15 protein-coding genes are annotated in these 17,392 nt (G+C 75.1%); 4 read left to right on the top strand and 11 right to left on the bottom strand.

Annotated elements, in window-relative coordinates; all coding sequences use genetic code 11:
* Nucleotides 1–53: 53 nt before the first annotated feature.
* Complete coding sequence (locus AB0K51_RS00260) at nt 54–422, top strand: carboxymuconolactone decarboxylase family protein (protein ID WP_363449319.1); 369 nt, start codon at nt 54–56, stop codon at nt 420–422.
* Between the two features lie 31 nt (nt 423–453).
* On the opposite strand, the gene AB0K51_RS00255 is transcribed toward AB0K51_RS00260, so the two are convergent.
* Nucleotides 454–1,290 (bottom strand): alpha/beta hydrolase, encoded by an 837-nt coding sequence (locus AB0K51_RS00255; protein WP_363448762.1) that lies wholly within the window; start codon nt 1,288–1,290, stop codon nt 454–456.
* A gap of 200 nt (nt 1,291–1,490) precedes the next feature.
* On the opposite strand from AB0K51_RS00255, the gene AB0K51_RS00250 reads away from it, so the two are divergent.
* The 3 genes from AB0K51_RS00250 (at nt 1,491) to AB0K51_RS00240 (ending at nt 6,026) form a co-directional block, all read left to right on the top strand.
* Nucleotides 1,491–4,334: an AAA family ATPase gene (locus tag AB0K51_RS00250; protein WP_363448760.1), complete on the top strand. Its 2,844-nt coding sequence runs from the start codon at nt 1,491–1,493 to the stop codon at nt 4,332–4,334.
* Between the two features lie 162 nt (nt 4,335–4,496).
* The gene (locus AB0K51_RS00245) at nt 4,497–5,480 is read left to right on the top strand and encodes a helix-turn-helix domain-containing protein (RefSeq protein WP_363448758.1); all 984 of its coding nucleotides are present in this window, start codon (nt 4,497–4,499) and stop codon (nt 5,478–5,480) included.
* Nucleotides 5,481–5,600: 120 nt separating this feature from the next.
* Nucleotides 5,601–6,026, top strand: coding sequence for an SsgA family sporulation/cell division regulator (locus AB0K51_RS00240; protein ID WP_363448756.1), 426 nt, complete (start codon nt 5,601–5,603; stop codon nt 6,024–6,026).
* A gap of 61 nt (nt 6,027–6,087) precedes the next feature.
* Here AB0K51_RS00240 and AB0K51_RS00235 read toward each other — a convergent pair whose 3' ends face one another.
* The 10 genes from AB0K51_RS00235 to AB0K51_RS00190 all read right to left on the bottom strand — a co-directional run bounded on the left by AB0K51_RS00235 (nt 6,088) and on the right by AB0K51_RS00190 (nt 17,381).
* Entirely contained in the window at nt 6,088–10,374 is a 4,287-nt protein-coding gene (locus AB0K51_RS00235) for a LysM peptidoglycan-binding domain-containing protein (RefSeq protein ID WP_363448754.1), read from the bottom strand.
* Nucleotides 10,374–10,823 (bottom strand): hypothetical protein, encoded by a 450-nt coding sequence (locus AB0K51_RS00230; protein ID WP_363448752.1) that lies wholly within the window; start codon nt 10,821–10,823, stop codon nt 10,374–10,376. The genes AB0K51_RS00235 and AB0K51_RS00230 overlap by 1 nt, the downstream gene beginning before the upstream one ends.
* 35 nt (nt 10,824–10,858) lie before the next feature.
* Entirely contained in the window at nt 10,859–11,344 is a 486-nt protein-coding gene (locus tag AB0K51_RS00225; protein WP_363448750.1) for a TadE/TadG family type IV pilus assembly protein, read from the bottom strand.
* On the bottom strand, nt 11,341–11,700 hold the full coding sequence (locus AB0K51_RS00220; protein ID WP_363448748.1) for a TadE family protein: 360 nt from the start codon (nt 11,698–11,700) through the stop codon (nt 11,341–11,343). Before AB0K51_RS00220 ends, AB0K51_RS00225 begins: the two co-directional genes overlap by 4 nt.
* A 98-nt stretch (nt 11,701–11,798) precedes the next feature.
* A complete protein-coding gene (locus tag AB0K51_RS00215; RefSeq protein ID WP_363448746.1) occupies nt 11,799–12,065 on the bottom strand; it encodes a hypothetical protein in 267 nt (88 codons plus the stop codon).
* A gap of 51 nt (nt 12,066–12,116) precedes the next feature.
* Nucleotides 12,117–13,004 (bottom strand): hypothetical protein, encoded by an 888-nt coding sequence (locus AB0K51_RS00210; protein ID WP_363448744.1) that lies wholly within the window; start codon nt 13,002–13,004, stop codon nt 12,117–12,119.
* Between the two features lie 7 nt (nt 13,005–13,011).
* A complete protein-coding gene (locus AB0K51_RS00205) occupies nt 13,012–13,971 on the bottom strand; it encodes a type II secretion system F family protein (protein WP_363448742.1) in 960 nt (319 codons plus the stop codon).
* Nucleotides 13,971–15,521: a CpaF/VirB11 family protein gene (locus tag AB0K51_RS00200; RefSeq protein ID WP_363448740.1), complete on the bottom strand. Its 1,551-nt coding sequence runs from the start codon at nt 15,519–15,521 to the stop codon at nt 13,971–13,973. Before AB0K51_RS00200 ends, AB0K51_RS00205 begins: the two co-directional genes overlap by 1 nt.
* Entirely contained in the window at nt 15,511–16,689 is a 1,179-nt protein-coding gene (locus AB0K51_RS00195) for a hypothetical protein (RefSeq protein WP_363448738.1), read from the bottom strand. Before AB0K51_RS00195 ends, AB0K51_RS00200 begins: the two co-directional genes overlap by 11 nt.
* Nucleotides 16,689–17,381, bottom strand: a complete 693-nt coding sequence (locus AB0K51_RS00190; RefSeq protein WP_363448736.1) for an SAF domain-containing protein — start codon at nt 17,379–17,381, stop codon at nt 16,689–16,691. The genes AB0K51_RS00195 and AB0K51_RS00190 overlap by 1 nt, the downstream gene beginning before the upstream one ends.
* Nucleotides 17,382–17,392: the final 11 nt, after the last annotated feature.

The raw sequence follows: 17,392 nt of genomic DNA, 5'->3' as shown, positions 1-17,392 counted from the left end.
TGGACAGCGCCGCGAACGACGCACAGGTCCGCCGGGAGCGCTTCGAGCGCGGGATGGAGGTGCTCGGCCGCGTCGACGGCGAGGTCGGGCGCCGGGTTGTGGAGTCGCTGGACGACATCAGCCCCGAACTCGGCCACCAGATCGTCGCGTGGGGCTTCGGCGAGATCTACAGCCGACCCCAACTCGTGCCGCGCGACCGACAGTTGGTCACCCTCGGCATGCTCACCGCGCTCGGCGGCTGCGAGCCCCAGCTGGAGGTCCACGTCAACGCCGCGCTCAACGTCGGCCTCACCCCCGAGGAGATCGTCGAAGCCCTGCTGCACTCCGCCGGCTACTGCGGCTTCCCCAAGGCCCTGAACGCCACCTTCGTCGCCAGGAAGGTGTTCGCCGAGCGCGGCCTGCTGCCGGTCACCGGCGTCTGACGGGCCGTCCGGAGCAGCCGGCGGAGGGCGGTCACTTCCTCAGGAAGGCGAGGAGCGCGGCGTTGACCTCCTCCGCGTGGGTCCACAGCAGGCCGTGCGGGGCGCCCTCGATCTCCACGTAGTCGGCGGACGGCAGCGCCTTGTGGAACGGCCGCGCGGTCCCGTCGATCGGCAGGATCCGGTCGCCCGTACCGTGCAGGATCAGGGCCGGCACGTCGATGGCCGGGAGGTCGGCCCGGAAGTCGGTGTACCAGGTCGACGGCGCGGCCGCGGCGGCGAAGAAGCCGCCGCCGGCCGCGACGTTCCAGCTGTTGCGCACGGCCTCCTCGCTGATCCTGCTGCCGAGGTTCTCGTCGAGGTTGTAGAAGTCCTGGTAGAAGGCGGTGTAGTAGGCGTAGCGGTCCGCCTTGACGGCCGCGACGACGCCGTCGAAGAACTCCTTCGGCGCGACCCCGTCGGGGTTGTCGTCGCTCTTGAGCAGGTACGGCTCCAGCGAGGCCAGGAAGGCGACCTTGGCGACCCGGGCGGAGCCGTAGGCGGACACGTACCGGGCGACCTCCCCGGTGCCCATGGAGAAGCCGACCAGGACGGCGTCCCGCAGGTCGAGGGTCTCCAGCACGGTGTTCAGGTCGGCCGCGAAGGTGTCGTAGTCGTAGCCGGTCGTCGGCTGGGCGGACTGTCCGAAGCCGCGGCGGTCGTAGGTGATCACGCGGTAGCCGGCGTCGAGCAGCACGGCGCTCTGCCGCTCCCAGGAATGGCCGTCGAGCGGGAAGCCGTGGATGAGGACGACCGGCTGGCCGGTGCCGTGGTCCTCGTAGTAGAGGTCGACGGAGGTGGTGTTCTCGTGGCCCACGGTGATGTACGGCATGGCGTCGTTCCTTCGTTCGAGGTGGCTCGCGCGGCCGTGCACGCCACGCGATGTCCTCACGCTAGGGCGGACGCCAGGCCGGAGGTTGTCCCGGAACGCACCGCTGCTTGCCCCACAGTGCCGGGCATAAAATGCAGGTGGGAGACCTGGTGCCACCCCTCCTGTCCCCTGTCGGCCATACACGTGTACGGGGGTCTCCGTTGGACCGCTTTCAGCAGCCGCACTTCGGTGACGGACTCGGTGCCTCGCAGCCGCCCGTCCGGGGCCGGGAGCAGGAGTTGGACTTCCTCGGTGCCCGGCTCGACGCGCTGAGGCAGGGCGCCGGCGGGATCGTGTGCGTCGTGGGCGCGCCCGGCAGCGGCAAGAGCCGTCTGCTGTCGGAGGCGCAGACCGTCGCGGTGCGCCGTGGGCTGCGGGTGTTCCGCTGCGGCGCGGATCCTGACGGCCAGTTCGTTCCGCTGGGCCCGCTGCTGGACGGTCTGCTGACCGGCCCCGAGCCGTTGTTCGACAAGGACCGGCTGCGCGACCTCGCGGCGGCACCCGAGCAGCGGTTCTGGTTGCTGCAGGAGTTGCAGGACCGGCTGGAGCAGGCGTCGCTCGACGCTCCCCTGGTCGTCGTCCTGGACGACGTCCAGTGGTTGGACGACGTGACCCTGCTCGCCCTGCGCACGCTCACGGCTCGCCTGTCCGCGCACGCGATCCTGTGGCTGGTCGCCGTCCGCAGCGGCACCCGGACACCCGCCGTGAGCACGACCCTGGACCGGCTGGATCACGCCGGCGCCCATCGGCTCCTGCTCGGACCGCTGACCGATGCGGCGGTCGCCCGGATCACCGAGGACGTCCTGGGAGCGCCTCCGGACCAGATGACGCTGAGCGCCGCGCGCCGGGCGGAGGGCGTGCCCCTGCTCCTGGTGGAGCTGCTGCGCGGCCTGCACGACGAACGCGCGGTGATCGTCGAGCACAACGTGGCACGGCTGACGGGCGGACGCCTTCCCAACCGGTTCCAGACCTCCGTACAGCAGCGTCTCGACCAGCTCTCCGAACCGACCCGGGAGGTCGTGCGGACCGCGTCCGCCGTCGGCCGCACGGTCACCGTCGCCGTCCTGGCCGAACTGCTCGACAAGCCGACCGCGACGCTGATCGCACCGGTGGAGGAGGCTCTGCACTCCCATCTGCTGGTAGAACGGGACGACCGGCTGATGTTCCGTCACGACCTGCTCCGCGAGGCGGTCGAGGCCAGTCTGCCCGTCTCCGTACGCCAGGCTCTGCGGTGCCACGCCTCCGAGCTCCTGCTGGCGCGCGGCGCACCGGTCACCGAGGCGGCCGCCCTGCTCCTGGACAGCGCGGAGCCGGGAGACCGCAGGGCCGTGGAACTGCTGAGGGCCGCCGCGGCGGAACTCGCGACGTCCGCGCCGTCGTCGGCGGTGGAACTCAGCCGCCGGGCGCTGGAACTGACGGCCGAGCAGGCCCCCGAGCGGCCGGCGATCATCGCCGAGACGACGCTGCTGCTCTGGCAGGCCGGGCAGCCGGCCGAGGCCAGGGCACTCGCCGCCGCGGCCCTGCCCGGCAGCATGGACCCGGCAGCCGAGGCGCAGGTGCGGCTCGGCCTGGTGCGGGTGTCCGGCCAGTACGACTTCACGGAGGCGGCCCGGCAGGCCGGGGCCGGAGCCGCCCTTCCCGGTATCCCGGCCTCGCTGCGGGCCCGGTTGCTCGCCCTGCGGTCCCTCGAACTGGCGATGGTGGGGGACTTCGAGGCGACCGGCCACGCCGTGTCCGATGCCCTGCAGGCCGCGGCGCAGGCTCAGGACAAGGCCGCCGAGGCCACTGCGGTCGCCGTCGGCTCGGTCGTGCGGTTCTACCGGATGGACTGGAGTGCCGCGTTCGAGTGCGCGGAGCGGGCGTCGGCGCTGGCCGCCGAGGTCGGGTTCAGGCATTCGCTGTGGGTGCCGGAGGCCCTGTGGACGGCGTTCCTGCTGAACGCGGCGGGCCGGTCGGTGGAGGCGCTCGCCGAGTCCGCGGCCGGTGTGCGGGAGACGCAGCGGCAGGGGCAGGCCGCGGCGATGGGCCTGTGGACCATGAACAGGTCCCGGGTGCTGCTGGACGCGGGCCGACTGGAGGACGCCCGGGCCGAGGCCGAGGCCGCGTCCGCGATGGCCGACGAACTCGGCATGGGCAACTTCGCCGACGCCACCCTCCTGTACACGCTGGTGCGCGTCGCCTTGCACACCAACGACCTGGAGGCGGCGCGCGCGTATGCGGCCGAGGTGCGGCGGATGCCGGCCGACCCGGCGATCCTGGTGTGCAACGTCGGCTCGTGGCTGCTGGCGCTGCTGGCGGACGCCGAGGACGATCCCGGCCGGGCCATGGCGCTGCTCGACGAATCCTTCGCGACGTTCGACCTAGTGGGCCCCTCGCTGGCCAGCCCGGACGATCCGGCCGACGCACCCGTCTTCGTCCGCATGGCCCTGCGGGCCGGAGCGCCGGACCGCGCCGCGGTCGCCGTCGCCGTGGCCGAGCGCCGCTCGGCCCTCAATCCGGGGTTCCCGATCCTGGCAGCGGCGGCCGCGCACGCCCGCGGACTGCTCGATGGCGACCTCGCTTCCCTCCTGCGCTCCGTCGAGTTGTACGAGGGCGTCCCCCGGCCGATTCCCCGGGCCTCGGCGCTCGAGGACACCGGGCGCAAGCTGGCCACCCGGCGCGCGGTCGACGCGGTGCCCCACCTCGACCTGGCACTCGACCTCTACTCCCAGGCCGGCGCCGAGCGCGACGCCGCACGCGTCCGCCGCCGCCTGCGGGCCCTGGGATCGCCCCGGCGCCGAACCACGTCCAGGGGGACCGTCACGGTGTGGCCGGAGCTGACCGCATCCCAGGTCGAGGTGATCCGGCTGGTGGCCCAGGGCCTGACGAACCGGCAGACCGCGGAGCGCCTCGCGATCTCACCACACACCGTCAGCTCCCACCTGCGGCATGCGTTCACCAAGCTCGACATCACCTCCCGGGTCGAACTCGCGCGCCTGGCGGCCACTCGCGAACACGCAGAGTGACTGCTTCGCATCCCACGCCCTCCGCCGTGATCAGCGGGACTCGTGTGATGTGCGCGCCCGCGGCGCTTTGACACGATCTTCTCGTCGGTGCGGGATCTGCTGTCCGAACGGTGCGTCCCGATCGCCAGGGGGCCGAGCCCGAGACGAGACGGACGTGATCTGATGGCACCCGACGTACTGGTCCAGGAGAGCAGCACCCCCGGCAGCTTCCACACCACCGAATCACTGCCCGTCGCCCGCAGACGGGCGTACTGGCGCGACGCCCTGTCCCGGACGTTCGGCTCCGTCGACATGACCGTCCCCGACGAGGTGTACTCCGGCACGATCCGCGCGACGCCGCTCGGCCGGCTCCAGGCCGTCACCGTGGACGGCGACTGCCTGTCCGCCCTGCGGACGCGCCGGCTCGTCGCGCAGGGCGACGCGGAGGAGTACGTGGTCGTCAAACTGCTGGACCGGGGCGTCGCCCGGCTCGAGCAGGACGGCCGGGAGGCGCTCCTCGGACCCGGCGACGTCTTCGTCTACGACATGGCGCGTCCGGTCCGGCTGAACCTTCCGCAGTCCTTCCGGACGAAGTCCCTGGTCCTGCCGAGGGACCTGCTGGGCCTGAGCGAGGCGGACCTGGCGCACGTCACGGCCTCTCCGCTCGGCCCCGACACGCCCCTCGGCGGCCTGCTCTCGCCCTTCCTGGCCGGCCTGGTGGACGGCGCGGGCACCTACCCGCCGCGCACCGGCGAGCTGATGGCCCGCAACGTCGTGGACCTGCTCGGCGTGCTGGCCGAGCAGGTCCTCGGCCGGTCCGGGGTGGAGACGCCCGGTGCGAACCGGGCGATGCTGCTGCGCATCCAGGCGTTCATCGACCGGCATCTCGCCGACCCCGGGCTGACACCGCAGATCATCGCCCGGGCCCACCACATATCACCGCGCTACCTGCACAAACTGTTCGAGGGCGAGGACGCGACCGTCGGCCGGTGGATCCAGCGGCGCCGTCTGGAGGAGTGCCGGCGCGAGCTGGCGCGCCACGGGAACGGCGCCGTGATCGCCGCGGTGGCGCACCGGTGGGGATTCACCAGCGCCGCGCATTTCAGCCGGGCTTTCCGGGCCGCCTACGGGATGGCCCCCCGCGAATGGCGAAACACCCGGGGATGAATCCGACCGGAAGTGCTTTCTCGTGCCAGGTTCCATGCGTTCCGCGACAAGATTCCCGCACCGCCGGATTTTAGGCTCGGTTCACGAGTTCCGGTCCCGAAGCCCTTGCGGAGGAATGAAATGACCCAGCCCTCGCCGACGGTCACCAGCGTCCTGACCGTGCACGTCGTCATCCCGGACCAGCTCCCGGCCCCGCTCCCCGCCGAGCTGTCCTACCACGCCGCCGACCCCTACGCCGTCCGCCTCTCCCTCGGCGCGCCCACGGCCAGGACCGTGAACTGGGTGTTCGCCCGCTCCCTGCTCACCGAGGGCCTGCACCGGCGCGCCGGAACCGGCGACGTGCTGGTGCTCCCCCGGTCGCCTTCCCGTCGGCACTTCATACGCGTCGTGCTGAGATCCCACGAGGGATCGGCGCTGATCGACATCGAGGAGTCGGCGGTCGACGCGTTCCTGCAGCGCACGCTCGCGTTCGTCCCGCTGGGAGCGGAGCGCTTCCACCTCGACATCGACCGCCTCCTCGCCGAACTCACCGGCCGACGGGACTGAACCGCGCCGAGCGGAATTCACGGTCGAATTCGCTCCCGGATTTCCGGACCCGCGGCATCGGTCAGCCTCCCGTGAGCAGGTCGCGGAGCAGGGCGACGGTGTCCGGGTCGAGGTCGCGGCCGGTGCGGCGGCTGAGGGCGTCGAGGCGGTTGACGGCGCGGACGAGCTGGTCGCGGGCGCCGGCCGAGGCGTACGCGTAGAACAGGTCGCGGTGCAGGAGTTCGACGTCCGGGGCGACCGCGAGGGCGCGGAAGATCGCGGCCTCGGCGGTGCGGTGGTCGCCGTACTGCAGGCGGCGGGCGGCGAGTTCGTGGGCGGTGTCGACGATCGCGGCCAGCATGTCCTGCCGTTCGGTCTCCGCCCAGCCGAACGCCCCGGCCGGGGCCTCGGCGAACGGGGCGCCGCGGACCAGCGCGAGGGCGTGCGCCAGGGCGGCGTCGGCGGTGCTGGAGGTGGAGCGCATGCCGCGCCGGTACAGGCTGCGGAACTCGTCCCAGTCGCAACTGACCGCCGGCGCGAAGGAGTACGTCTCGGCGGGCTGCGCCTCCAGGAACGCGCGCCCCTCGGTCGAGCTGCCCAACCAGGCGGCCAGGGCGGCGAGTTTGACCGGGAGCGGCTCGGCGAGGCGCTCCGCGGTGGCCCGCGGGTCGAGGTGCGCGGCGCCCGGGTGGATGTCCCGGTCGAGCGTGGTGTGCTCGGTGCCCGGGCGCAGCGCCAGGTACGCGGCCAGCTCGGTCAGCCGGGCCCGGCCCGCCGCGTCGGCGGTACCGGCCGCGCCCAGGATGTCCACCGGACCGAGCAACCGGATCCGCGGCGCGGAGCGCAGGTGGTGCGCCTCGGGCGAGCGCAGGATCGCCAGCAGGTCGTCGCTGTCGCTGCGGGCGGGCGCCGTCCCGGGTCGCGGCGCGGGCCGGGCCGGCACGTTGGCCGCGTGCGGATGCGGCACCTGGGCCTGGTCGTGGGTCGGCAGCGGCTCCGCGACGGCGGGCGCGACCGCCGGGACCGCAGCCGGGAAGCCCGCGACGCGGGGATCGGCCGGCGCGGCGAGCGGAACCGACGGAGCGTCAGGTGTCGGCGCGGCGGCGAACGGGTCGACCGGGGCGGGAGCCGGTGCGGCGGGGAACGGCACTGCCGGAGCCTCAGCGGCCGGCCCTGCGGCGAACGGGTCGGCCGGGGCGGTGGCCTCGACCGGCGGGAGGGCGGGCGGCTCCGACGGTGTGTCAGCAGCCGGGTAGCCGAGCAGGCGCGGGTCGAGCGGATCGGTCAGCGGATCGAACGGGGCGTCGGCGGCCGGGCGCTCCGCGCCGCCCGTGGCCCCGTCGAACGCCTCTGACGGAACGTCGGCCGACCGGGGGTCGACCGGGGTGCCGCCGGGCGGGGTGGTGGCCTTGCGGGCCTGCCCGTTGGCGATGTGCCGGGACGGGTGGGCAGCGCCCTCAGACGGCTCGGGTGCGGCGGGCGCAGCCGGTGGCGGTGTGGCGCCCGGCGGGAGGGCGTACGGGTTGGTGGGGGGCTGGGTCGGGAAGGTGTGCGGGGCGGTCGGCTGGGCCGGGACGACCGGCAGGACCGCGTACGGGTTGGTGGGCGCGGTGCCCGCGAACGGGCTGTTGCCGGTGGGGATGACGCGGGCCAGCAGCCGGGGGCCGGCCTCGTCGCCGCCGGGCGTGGCCGACTGGGTGCCCGGTCCGCTGTCGGTGGGGGACGGCCGACGGCCCGTGCTGGTCGGCGGCTCGGGCAGCAGCGGGGCCGTCGAGGCGGCGGCCGCCGCGCCGAGCAGGGCGATGACGCGGGTGTCGAGGGAGCTGGGCGTGGGGTCGTCGAGGGCGACGCCGAGCGCGGCGGCGGTCGCCGGGGGGAGGTCCCCGGCGCTGGCCCCGATCGCGGCGCCGACCGCGGCCAGCGCCGGGACGGGGAGCGGGAGTTCGGCTTCGTCGTCGGGTCCGTTGTGCGGGCCGTCGAGGGTCCAGTCGGGCGCCGGGTGCTGGGTGAAGTCGCCGGAGGCACGGACCAGTTCACCGAGGTGGTCGTACTCCTCGCGGCTGAGCCGCTGGAGTTCGACGGTCAGGTGCAGGCCGGGGAGGGTGGCGGGACCGGTCGCGGGCAGGGTCCAGCGGGCGACCGGGCCTGCGCCGCGTTCGGGGGCGCGGGTCAGCACGGCCAGGCAGGTGCGGGGGCGGCCGTCGAGCAGGCGGCCGAGCTCGGCGGGGATGTTCCCGGCGGGCGGCTGCGCGGAGAGCACGATCTCGGGCACCCAGGCCTCGTCGGCGCTGCCCCGGCTGCGGGCCTCGCGGGGACTGCCGGCCTCGGCGGCGACCAGGGTGGCGCGGGCCTTGGCGGTGCGCGGGCCGAGCGCGGTGAGCGCGGCCTCCAGCGTGGTGTGGTGGTGGACCCGGTCGGTGGCGGGACCGCCGGCGGGCAGGTCCGGGGCGAAGCCGACCAGGTGCAGGTGGAGCCGGTCGGCGAGCGGGCTGTGGGCGAGTTCCACGGCGAGGGTGCGCAGCACGTCCTCGGTGTCCTCGGGGTGCCCGGAGAGGTGGACCAGCCGGACCGTCTCCAGGTCGGCGAGGACGGTGGAGCCGTCGGGGGTGCTGCCGAGGGTGACCAGCGCGGGGTAGGGCGCGGCGTACTTGGCGGCCTGGCCGACGGAGAGCAGGTCGTTCGCGTCCTCGGGGCACCACCAGACGTTGGGGGCGTGCGCGGCGCGGAACGGGGCGATCGGGACGGCGGGTGCGGCGAGGTGCAGTTCGACGGTGCCGCCGGTGGTGATCCGGGCGGCGACCAGGGCGGGCAGCCGCTTGCCGCCGCGCACGGTGTTGCGGCCCAGGGTGCGCAGCGCGCGGTTCAGCAGTTCCAGGCCGTCGGTGTTCTGACGGGCCTTCAGCTCGGCCTCGAAGCGGCCGGCGGCGGCGGACGGCAGGGCGATCCGGTGCCGCGGGCGGCGGGCCCGCTGCTGGTCGGTGCGGCGGCGGGCGACCACGCCGATCAGCGCGGCGGCCATCAGCACGCCGATGCCGGAGGCGACCAGCGGGACGGTGTAGTCCGGGCCGGGCGCGGAGTCGCCGGTGCGGACGGCGGGCAGGTTCTGCGCGGGCGCACCGGCGGGCACCGACTCGGGTGCCGGGGAGGCGGCGGGGGCGGGGCTCTCCACGGCCGGTGCGGAGGCCGCCGGTGCGGACGCGGCGGGCGCGGACGGCTCGGGTGTGGCCGGTGCGGACGCCGCCGGGGCGGGCTCGGCGGGCGGCTGCGGGGCGGGGGTCTGCTCGGCGGGCGGCTGCGGGGCCGGGGCCGGGGCGGTGCCGGGCACGGTGAGCACCGTGCCGGGGGCGAGCACGTCGGGGTCGGTGAGCTTCTCGCCGTCGGGGGCGGTCACGCCCTTGTTGGCCGCGAAGAACTCCGGCCACCGGTCGCCGTCGCCGAGTTCCCGCTGGGCGATGCCGGAGAGGCTGTCGCCGGGCTTGACGGTGACGCTGCCGTGCGCGGGCGCGGCGGCGGGGGCCGGGGCGGCGTTGCCGGTCTGCGGGGAACTCGCCGCGGCGGCGTCGGGCTTGGCGTCGGCCGGCATCAGCAGCCGCCAACCGGGCTGGATCGGGCGGTCGGCGTCGAACCGGGTGCCCGAATCGTCCATCGGGCGGCCGTCGTTGAGCTTGGCGATCTCCGTCCAGCGTTCGCCGGAGCCGAGTTGGCGTTCGGCGATGGACCACAGGCTGTCGGCGGGCCGGGTGTCGCGGACGGTGTAGACCGGCTGCTGCGGGTCCGCGGCGGGGGCGGCGGCCGGCGCCGCGGCGGGGAGCGCGGCGATCGCCGGGGCCGCGGTCAACTGGGCGACGGCTGGGGCGCGTTGCGGCAGTTCGGGGGTGGCGGCGAAGGCCGAGCCGGCCACCGGGAGCAGCACGATCACCGAGCCGACCAGGCCGGCCGCGAGGCGCTGGCTCCAGCCGAAGGCGGGGATCCGGCGGGCCACCCGGCCGCGCAGCTGGGCGGGGATCTCGATCAGCACGGCCAGCAGGAAGCACAGCCAGGCCAGCCAGCCGACCGCGACCAGCGCCCACAGGAACAGCCGGCCGTCGTCGGGGCTGGTGAGTGCGTCGGTGACGCTGCCGCCGACGGGGTCGCCCATGCCGGCCACGGCGAGGGTGCCGTAGCCGAGCAGCGCGGGCACCCCGAGCAGCAGGACCAGCAGCACCAGCAGGGACCCCAGTGCGGCGAGCACCGAGCCGCCGGCCCGCCGTCGGCGGCGTCCGGTGCGGGCGGCGGCCACCGGGGCGGGGCGTCCGCCGGTGCCGGTGGTGCCCGGTCGCCGCCCCTGGCGGCCCTTGCGGTGCTGGTCGTCGGCTCCGCGCGCGGCCATCAGCCGGTCGATCCTTCCGTGATGCCGTGCACCAGGGTGGCCTTGCCATGGCCGTGCACGGGGAGGGTGGTGAGGCGGACCACGCTGAGCAGCGCGGTCGAGTAGTCGGTGTCCAGGGTGACGCTGATGGTCTGCGGGTCGGGGAAGGTGATCTCGACGCTGCCGCCGCGGCCGGCCAGGTAGGCGCGGGCGGCGGCGTCGGCGGTCGCCTGGTCGAGCTGGTAGCCGGCGCCGTCGCGCAGCTTCTTGACGTCCAGTTGCTGGCCGCCGACCCGGGCGGCCTCCTGGGCCAGCGCGTCGGCGCGTTCGATGGCGCGCAGCCGGCCGCCGAAGTCGAGCACCAGGCCGACCAGCACGACCAGGCTGACGGCGAGCGCGGCGACCATCACGGAGATGGTGCCCCGGTCGCGTTCGGCCGCGGGCGTGCGGGCCGCTCGCAGTGGTCTCATCACGTTTCCTCCCCCCAGGGTCCTCTGATTGTCCTTCAGTTCCCCCGGTAGCGGTCCACCACCGAGGTGAATCGTCCGGTGAGTGTCTTGTGCCCCGGAGCGCCGCCGAGATGCAGCAGATCGCTGAGCGGAACCGTGCAGGAGACCGTGACGGTGACGGTGACCAGCTGCCCGCCGGGGGCGTCCAGGGTGCCGTACTCGGGCGGGCCGACCGGTTCGGCGGCGCAGTGCACCTCGCGGGAGTCCAGCACGCCGGCCGCGGCCGTCGCGGCGGCCTGCTGGGCGCCCTCGGGGGTGCGGGCCAGCGAGGCGGCGCGGGCCGCGGAGCGGGCGGCGGCGTCGACCACCGCGCCCGTGGTCTGGATCCGCCCGGCGGCGACCGCCATCAGCACGAAGGCCAGTACCACGGGCACCACGACGGCCGCCTCGATGGCGAGCGAGCCGCGCTCGGCGCGATCGGGTCGGCCGGTGCGGTCGTGGCGGCGGGTCCGGGGCATCCGGACCGGGTGACGGGCGGTCACGGGCGCCCCTGCGGGTTGAACTTCTCCCGGGGCGCGCTGACCGTCTGCGTGAGGGTCAGCCGGTCGAAGTACGGCAGTACGGCGGCCGGGTGGACGGTGACCGAGAGCCGGTAGGTGTCGGCGTCGCCGCCGGGCACCACCGACTCCAGCCGGGCCAGGTCGCCCAGCCGGTCGGTGAAGTCCTTCGCCCGCGCCGGCCCGTCGTCCGCCCCTGCGCCGTAGACCCGTCCGGCGTCCACGCCCTCCCGTGCGGCGGTCAGCGCGGCCTGGTCGGCGTACCACCAGAGTCCGGCCTGCACCACGAGGAAGATCACGGACAGCACGGTGGGGAAGACGATGGCCAGGCTCAGGGTCATCACTCCCCCGTCCGTCGGCGCCCCCGGCTTGCGGAGGAGCGGGCGGAGTCGACGGGTCGTCAGGCGGCGGGCGGGGACGGGCCGGCGCGGGCTGCGGGTCACGTGTTGTTCGCCGCCGGGACGTCGCCCGGGATCTTGCTCTCGACGTTGCTGGCCAGACCCTTGATCAGCACGATGATCGCGCCGGCGATGGCGACCACCACGATGACGGCCAGGGCGAGTTCGATGCTGATCGCGCCGCGGTCGCCGCCGGCGCGCGCCGCGCGCAGCCGGGCGAAGCGGAACTTGAGGATCGGCTGGGCGAGTTGGAGGGGCAGGAGGAGTGGCAGCAGGACGGCTGCCGCCAGTGCGCGGATGCGTGCCATGGTGTGGTCTCCAGGGGCGTGGAAGGGGGCGGGGTCGAACGGTGTGTGCTGTCAGGTGACTTGGAGCATCTGGTACAGCGCGGGGAAGACGATGAGGACGGTCATCAGCAGGGTGAGGGCGGAGCCGGGCGCGACCATCCGCTCGCTGTCGGTGTTGGCCTTGGAGAGCTCCTCGGCGAGCAGCTCGCCGCGCAGGCTCTTTGCGCGGGCCCGCAGGGTGTCGTACACGGCGGCGCCGTCGGTGCCGGAGAGCCGCATGATGTCGGCCACGTCCTGCAGCGGGGTGAGGCCCAACTCCTCGGCCAGCGCGTCGAGTCCGTCCCACGGCGGGAGCCGGTCGGTGGCGGCGCGCTCCAGCGCGTCGCGCAGCCGCCGGAACACGGTGCCGCGGCCGACCGAGGCGGCCCGGCGCAGCGCCTCGGCGGGGCCGCAGTCGGCGGCGCGTTCCAGCGCGACGAGCTCCAGGTAGGCGGCGATGCCGTGCAGGTACTCGGTACGGGCCTCCTTGGCCTCGCCGCCGACGATGGCGTCGGGGACCAGCCAGAGCAGCGCGGCCAGCAGCGGTCCGACCACCAGCGGGACGGCGATCGGCAGGGACTCGCCGAGCAGCGCGGCGAACGCGGCGAGGTAGCCGGGCAGCGCGAGGCCGAGCACGGCGAACAGCACCTTGTGCGCCATGAACCGGGCCGGGGTGCGGCCGATCAGGGCGAGTTCGCGCCGCGGGAGGCGTACGCCGGGCAGCCGCAGCGAGCGTTCGCCGATCCGGTCGTACCAGGGCAGCCCGGCTTCGACGCCGGCGTCCCGGTGCTGGTCCGGGGTGCGGTGCAGGCGGTCCAGCGCTCGGCCCAACTCGGGCGGGGCGGGGCGGAGTTCGGCGAACAGCAGGGCGAGGCCGCCGGCTGCGGCGCCGCCGGCCAGGACGGCCCAGGGAGAGATCACTGTGGGTTCACCGCGCTTCCTTCACGAGCGATTCGGGCTCCGACGTGTCCGGCTCGGCGGGGTGTTCGGCCGGGCGGCCGGCCTTGGAACGGCGGTCCGGCTCCAGGATCCGCGGCAGCGGGGTGTGCCGGGCCATCGAGCGCATCCAGGCGATCACCAGCACGAAGGCCACCGCGACGCCGGCCAGCACCAGTTGGCCCGCGAGCGTCGAATAGGGCCGGGTGTAGCCGGAGTTGAACGCACCGGCGACGATCACCAGCACGATGATGCCGACCAGCCAGCGGATGGTGGCCCGGTGCTTGGCCCGGTCGGCCTCGATGGCGCGGCGCTGCCGGACCTCCTCGCGCACCGAGTCGGCCATGTCGGCGAGCGCCCGGGCCAGGCCCGGGCCGCTGTCGCCGGCCCGCAGCAGCAGCGCGGCGAGCACCTTGTCGGCGGTGGCGTCGGCGATCTGGTCGCCGAAGGCCCGCAGCGCGTCCTCCGGCCGCCAGCGGGCCTGCAGCCGGGCGGCCAGGTCGGCGATCTCGCCCTCCAGTGCGGCCGGGGCGGTCCGACGGCTGGTCAGGATGGCCTGGTTGAGGCCGACGCCGAGCAGCAGCACGTCGGCGAGGCGCTGGGTCCACTCGGCGAGCGCCTCCAGCCGTTCGATCCGCCGGGTGTCGGAGCGGGTGGCGTCGAACAGCCACGGCAGGCCGAAGACCGCGAGCGGGACCAGCACCGCGGCCAGCGGGATGCCGGTGCCCAGCCAGCCCACCGGCGCGCCGATCAGGGCCAGCGCGACCTGGATCCGGCGCAGCCGGGCCATGCCGGGCGAGGCGGTCCCGGGCGCGCCGTACCAGAGCGTGTGCAGCCGGGACTCCAGCGGGTTGTCCCGCTCCTCCTCGCCCTCGCGGCGGCCGACCAGGCCCACCGCCAGGGCGACCAGGCCGCAGGCCAGCAGCAGTCCGCACAGCACGTACAGCAGCATCAGTGCATCCCCCCGATCCGCAGCGCGAGCGGAGCGCCCCAACTCCCGTACGGGGAGCCGAGCAGGCCGGCGTCGAAGCCGGCCCGGCGCAGGTCGTCCAGGCAGTGCGGCGGGGTGACCGGGACGGCCCGGACCTCGCCGAGTTCGGGACGCGGCCCGAAGACGGTGTTCATCGCGGGCCGGCCGGACTCGCCGAGGCCGGTCACCTCCAGCACGTGCGACACGAAGCGGTGCCGGCGGCCGCCGACCGCGGTCTCGTCGATCATCGTGACGTGCACGATGAAGTCGACGGCGTTGGCGGTCAGCCGGTAGGCCAGGCTGTCGGTCATGTGCGCGCCGTACTCCAGGCAGAGTTCGGCGATCCGGTCGACCACCATGTGCGGGCCGCGGGCGTGCAGGGTGCACATCGAGCCGCCCTCGCCGTTGGTCATCACCCGCAGCATCGGCACCACCTCGCCGGAGCGGACCTCGCCGACGATGATCCGCGACAGCGTCATGCGCAGCGCCGCCGGGATCAGCTCACCGATCGTCAACTCGCCGGCCATGCGGCCGTCGACGCGTTCGCCGTTGCCCTCGCGGGCCTCCATCGGGACGACCTGCCGCAGGTGGCCGAGGGTGTGCAGCCACAGCTCGAACTCGGACTCCAGGGTGCCGACCCGCTCGTCCGGCGGGATCTCGGCGGCCATCGCGCGCAGCAGGCTGGTCTTGCCGACGCCCTGCGTGCCGGTGATCATCACGTTCTTCCGGGCCCGGATCGCGGCGGCCAGGAACGCGGCCAGGGTGCTGTCCACGGTGCCGAGTTGGATCAGGTCGCGGAGGGTGGCGCTGGCCACCCGGTGGCGGCGGATCGCGACGTACGGGCGGGGCGTGACCTCGGTCATCGCCTGCAGGCGCATGCCGCCCTCAAGGCGCAGCGCCAGCATCGGGCTGGCCGTGGACAGGGTGCGCTCGCCGCCGCCGTGCTGCCGTGCCAGGTCCTGCAGCAGCTCGACCAGTTCGGCGTCCGAGTCGGCCACCGGCGGGACCTGGCGCAGGGGTTGGTGCACCCGCGAGATCCAGACGTCGTCGCAGCCGTTGATCAGGATGTTCTCGATCTCCGGGTCGTCCAGGTACGGCTGCAGCCGGCCGGCCCGGAACAGCAGGTCGTAGACGGCCTCGGCGAGCGCCCGGTCCTGCTCCCGGGTGGGCGGGATGCCGTGGGTCTGCGCGTGGGCGTCGGACCAGCGGGCCACCGCCTCCTCGATCAGCGCCCGGCCGCGCTGGCGCCGGGTGGCCCGGTCCGCCTCGGTGCCGGACTCCGCCAGCCGGGACAGCTGCTGGTGCAGCTCGGCCGCCACCTGCCGCTTCAACTCCCGCGCCACCTGCGGGTCGACGGCCGGCTTGACGCCCACCGGCTGCAACGCGAGCGCCTGCGGCGCGGCGGGCTGCGGCGCCACGGCCTGGGGCACGCCGGACTGCGGGAAGCCGGGCTGGGGCACGCCGGGCTGCGGGGGCTTCGCCCAGGGCAGGCCCGCGGCGTCGGTGGAACCCTGGTACGGGCTAGCGCGCATGGCGGACCTCCCCCCAGCCGTCGCCGTCGTCCTGGCCGGGGAACGGCGCGGGCGCGGGCGGCTGCGGTACGGCGGGCGGGGCGATGTGCGGCGCCGCGTACGAGATCGCCGGCGGGGCCTCCGCCCGCACCGGCCACTCCCCCGTGAACTGACCTCCCGCGCCGTTGAACTGACCGTTCGTGAACTGCCCTCCTGCGCCCGCGAACTGGCCATTCGTGAACTGTCCGTAACCGACCGGCTGTTGGATCTGCGGCGGCACGGGCTGCGGCGGCACCGGCTGCGGTGCGATCACCGGCCCGGGGGTGAACGACGGTGCCTGCGGGGCGAGTTGCGGAGCGGCCTGCGGAGCGGCCTGCGGAGCGGCCTGCGGAGCGGCCTGCGGGGCGAGCCGGCGGCGCCGGGCGGCGATCAGCTGCTGGATCCGGTCGGCGGCGGTGCGGGCGGTGCGCATCAGCTCGGAGCGGATGAACCGCCGGTCGGCGGTGTCGCCACCGTCGGAGAGCACCCGGGCGGTGCGCGGCGCGTAGGCCAGTACGCCGAGCGCGGGCAGCTGGAACTGCCGCGCCACCTCGCCGTCGGGGTAGGGGCCTTCGGCGACCAGCAGCAGTCCGAGGCCGTCGGCGCCGGTTCCGTTGGCGTTCAGGTCCTCGCGCAGGGCGGCCAGCCGCGGCCGGGCGGCGGACAGCCCGCGCAGGGTGGTGCGGACGGTGGCGGCGACCACGTCGGCGCGGCGGGCCAGCACCGCCATCGGGCCGGCGGCACCGGAGCGGCCGAGGTCGAGGATGACGTCGTAGCCCTGCGCCTCCAGGCCGTGCAGCGTCTCCACCAGCGGCTCCCAGGTGTAGGCGAGGCCGGGGGCCTGGGTGGGGTCGGTGAGCCCGGGCAGCAGCAGCCGCTCGCCGGTGCCCTGCGGGGAGACGTCGAGCAGTTGCTCCCACAGGGTCTGGGCGAGCAGGCCGCGGCGGTCGGCGACGGCGAGGTTGCGCAGTCCGTACACCGCCTCGACCCGGCCTTCGAGCGCGCCGGCCAGCACCGCGCCGCCGTCCGGGTCGCACTCGACCAGCAGCACCCGGCGGCCGGGCTGCAGCGGCCAGGCGAGCAGCAGGGCGAGGGCGCTGCTGGTGGCCCCGGGGGCGCCGGGTCCGCCGAGGACGGCCACCACGGCCATCAGGAGCCCCCGCCGGTGCGCGGCGCCAGGATCACCTGGAACTTGCCGCCGGCCACCCAGGAGGCGAGCTTGGGGCCGTCGGTGGGGCCGATCGACACGTCGATGACGGTGGTGCCGTCGGTGTCGGCGCGGCCGACGGCGGTGACCACGGCGCTGAGCGTCTCGGGGGTGCGGGCGGTGCCGTCGTTCTTCTGGTCGGTGGTGTTGACCACCAGGATCTGCAGGCCGGGCTGGAGCCGGGTGGCGGGGAGCTGGGAGCGCTTGGCGGAGATGCCGACGGTCTGCTGGCCGGGCTGCGCCGCCGGGTCGCTGGTCAGGTCGGCCTTGACCAGCAGGGCGCCGCGCTTGAGGTCGGTGGTGGCGCGCAGGCCGACGGTGCGCTGCAGGTCGCGGGCGTCCAGCGGGCGCAGCGCGGGGTCGCCGGCGATGTGCGCGACCACCAGGTCGTCTGCGGTCAGGTTCTGACCCATCGGCACGTCGCGGGCGAGCGCGAGGACGGCGATCCGCTGGCCGCTGCTGTTGTACAGCACGGCGCCGCCGAGGCCGCCGGCGGCGATCAGCGCGACCGCCATGGCGAGCACGGCGGGCCGGCGGCGGCGGGCGCCGAGTCGGCGCGGCGGGGTGTGCGGCGCGGGCCGCGCCGCCGCCTCGGCGGGGTACCCCGCGCCGGCCGGGCTGCTCTGCGTCGGCATGTTTCGGGTCT

The sequence above is a fragment of the Kitasatospora sp. NPDC049285 genome (genome assembly GCF_040678815.1).
Classification (GTDB): domain Bacteria; phylum Actinomycetota; class Actinomycetes; order Streptomycetales; family Streptomycetaceae; genus Kitasatospora.
Note: the sequence above shows the minus strand (reverse complement) of the source record. Positions and strands in the feature narration are given on the sequence as shown.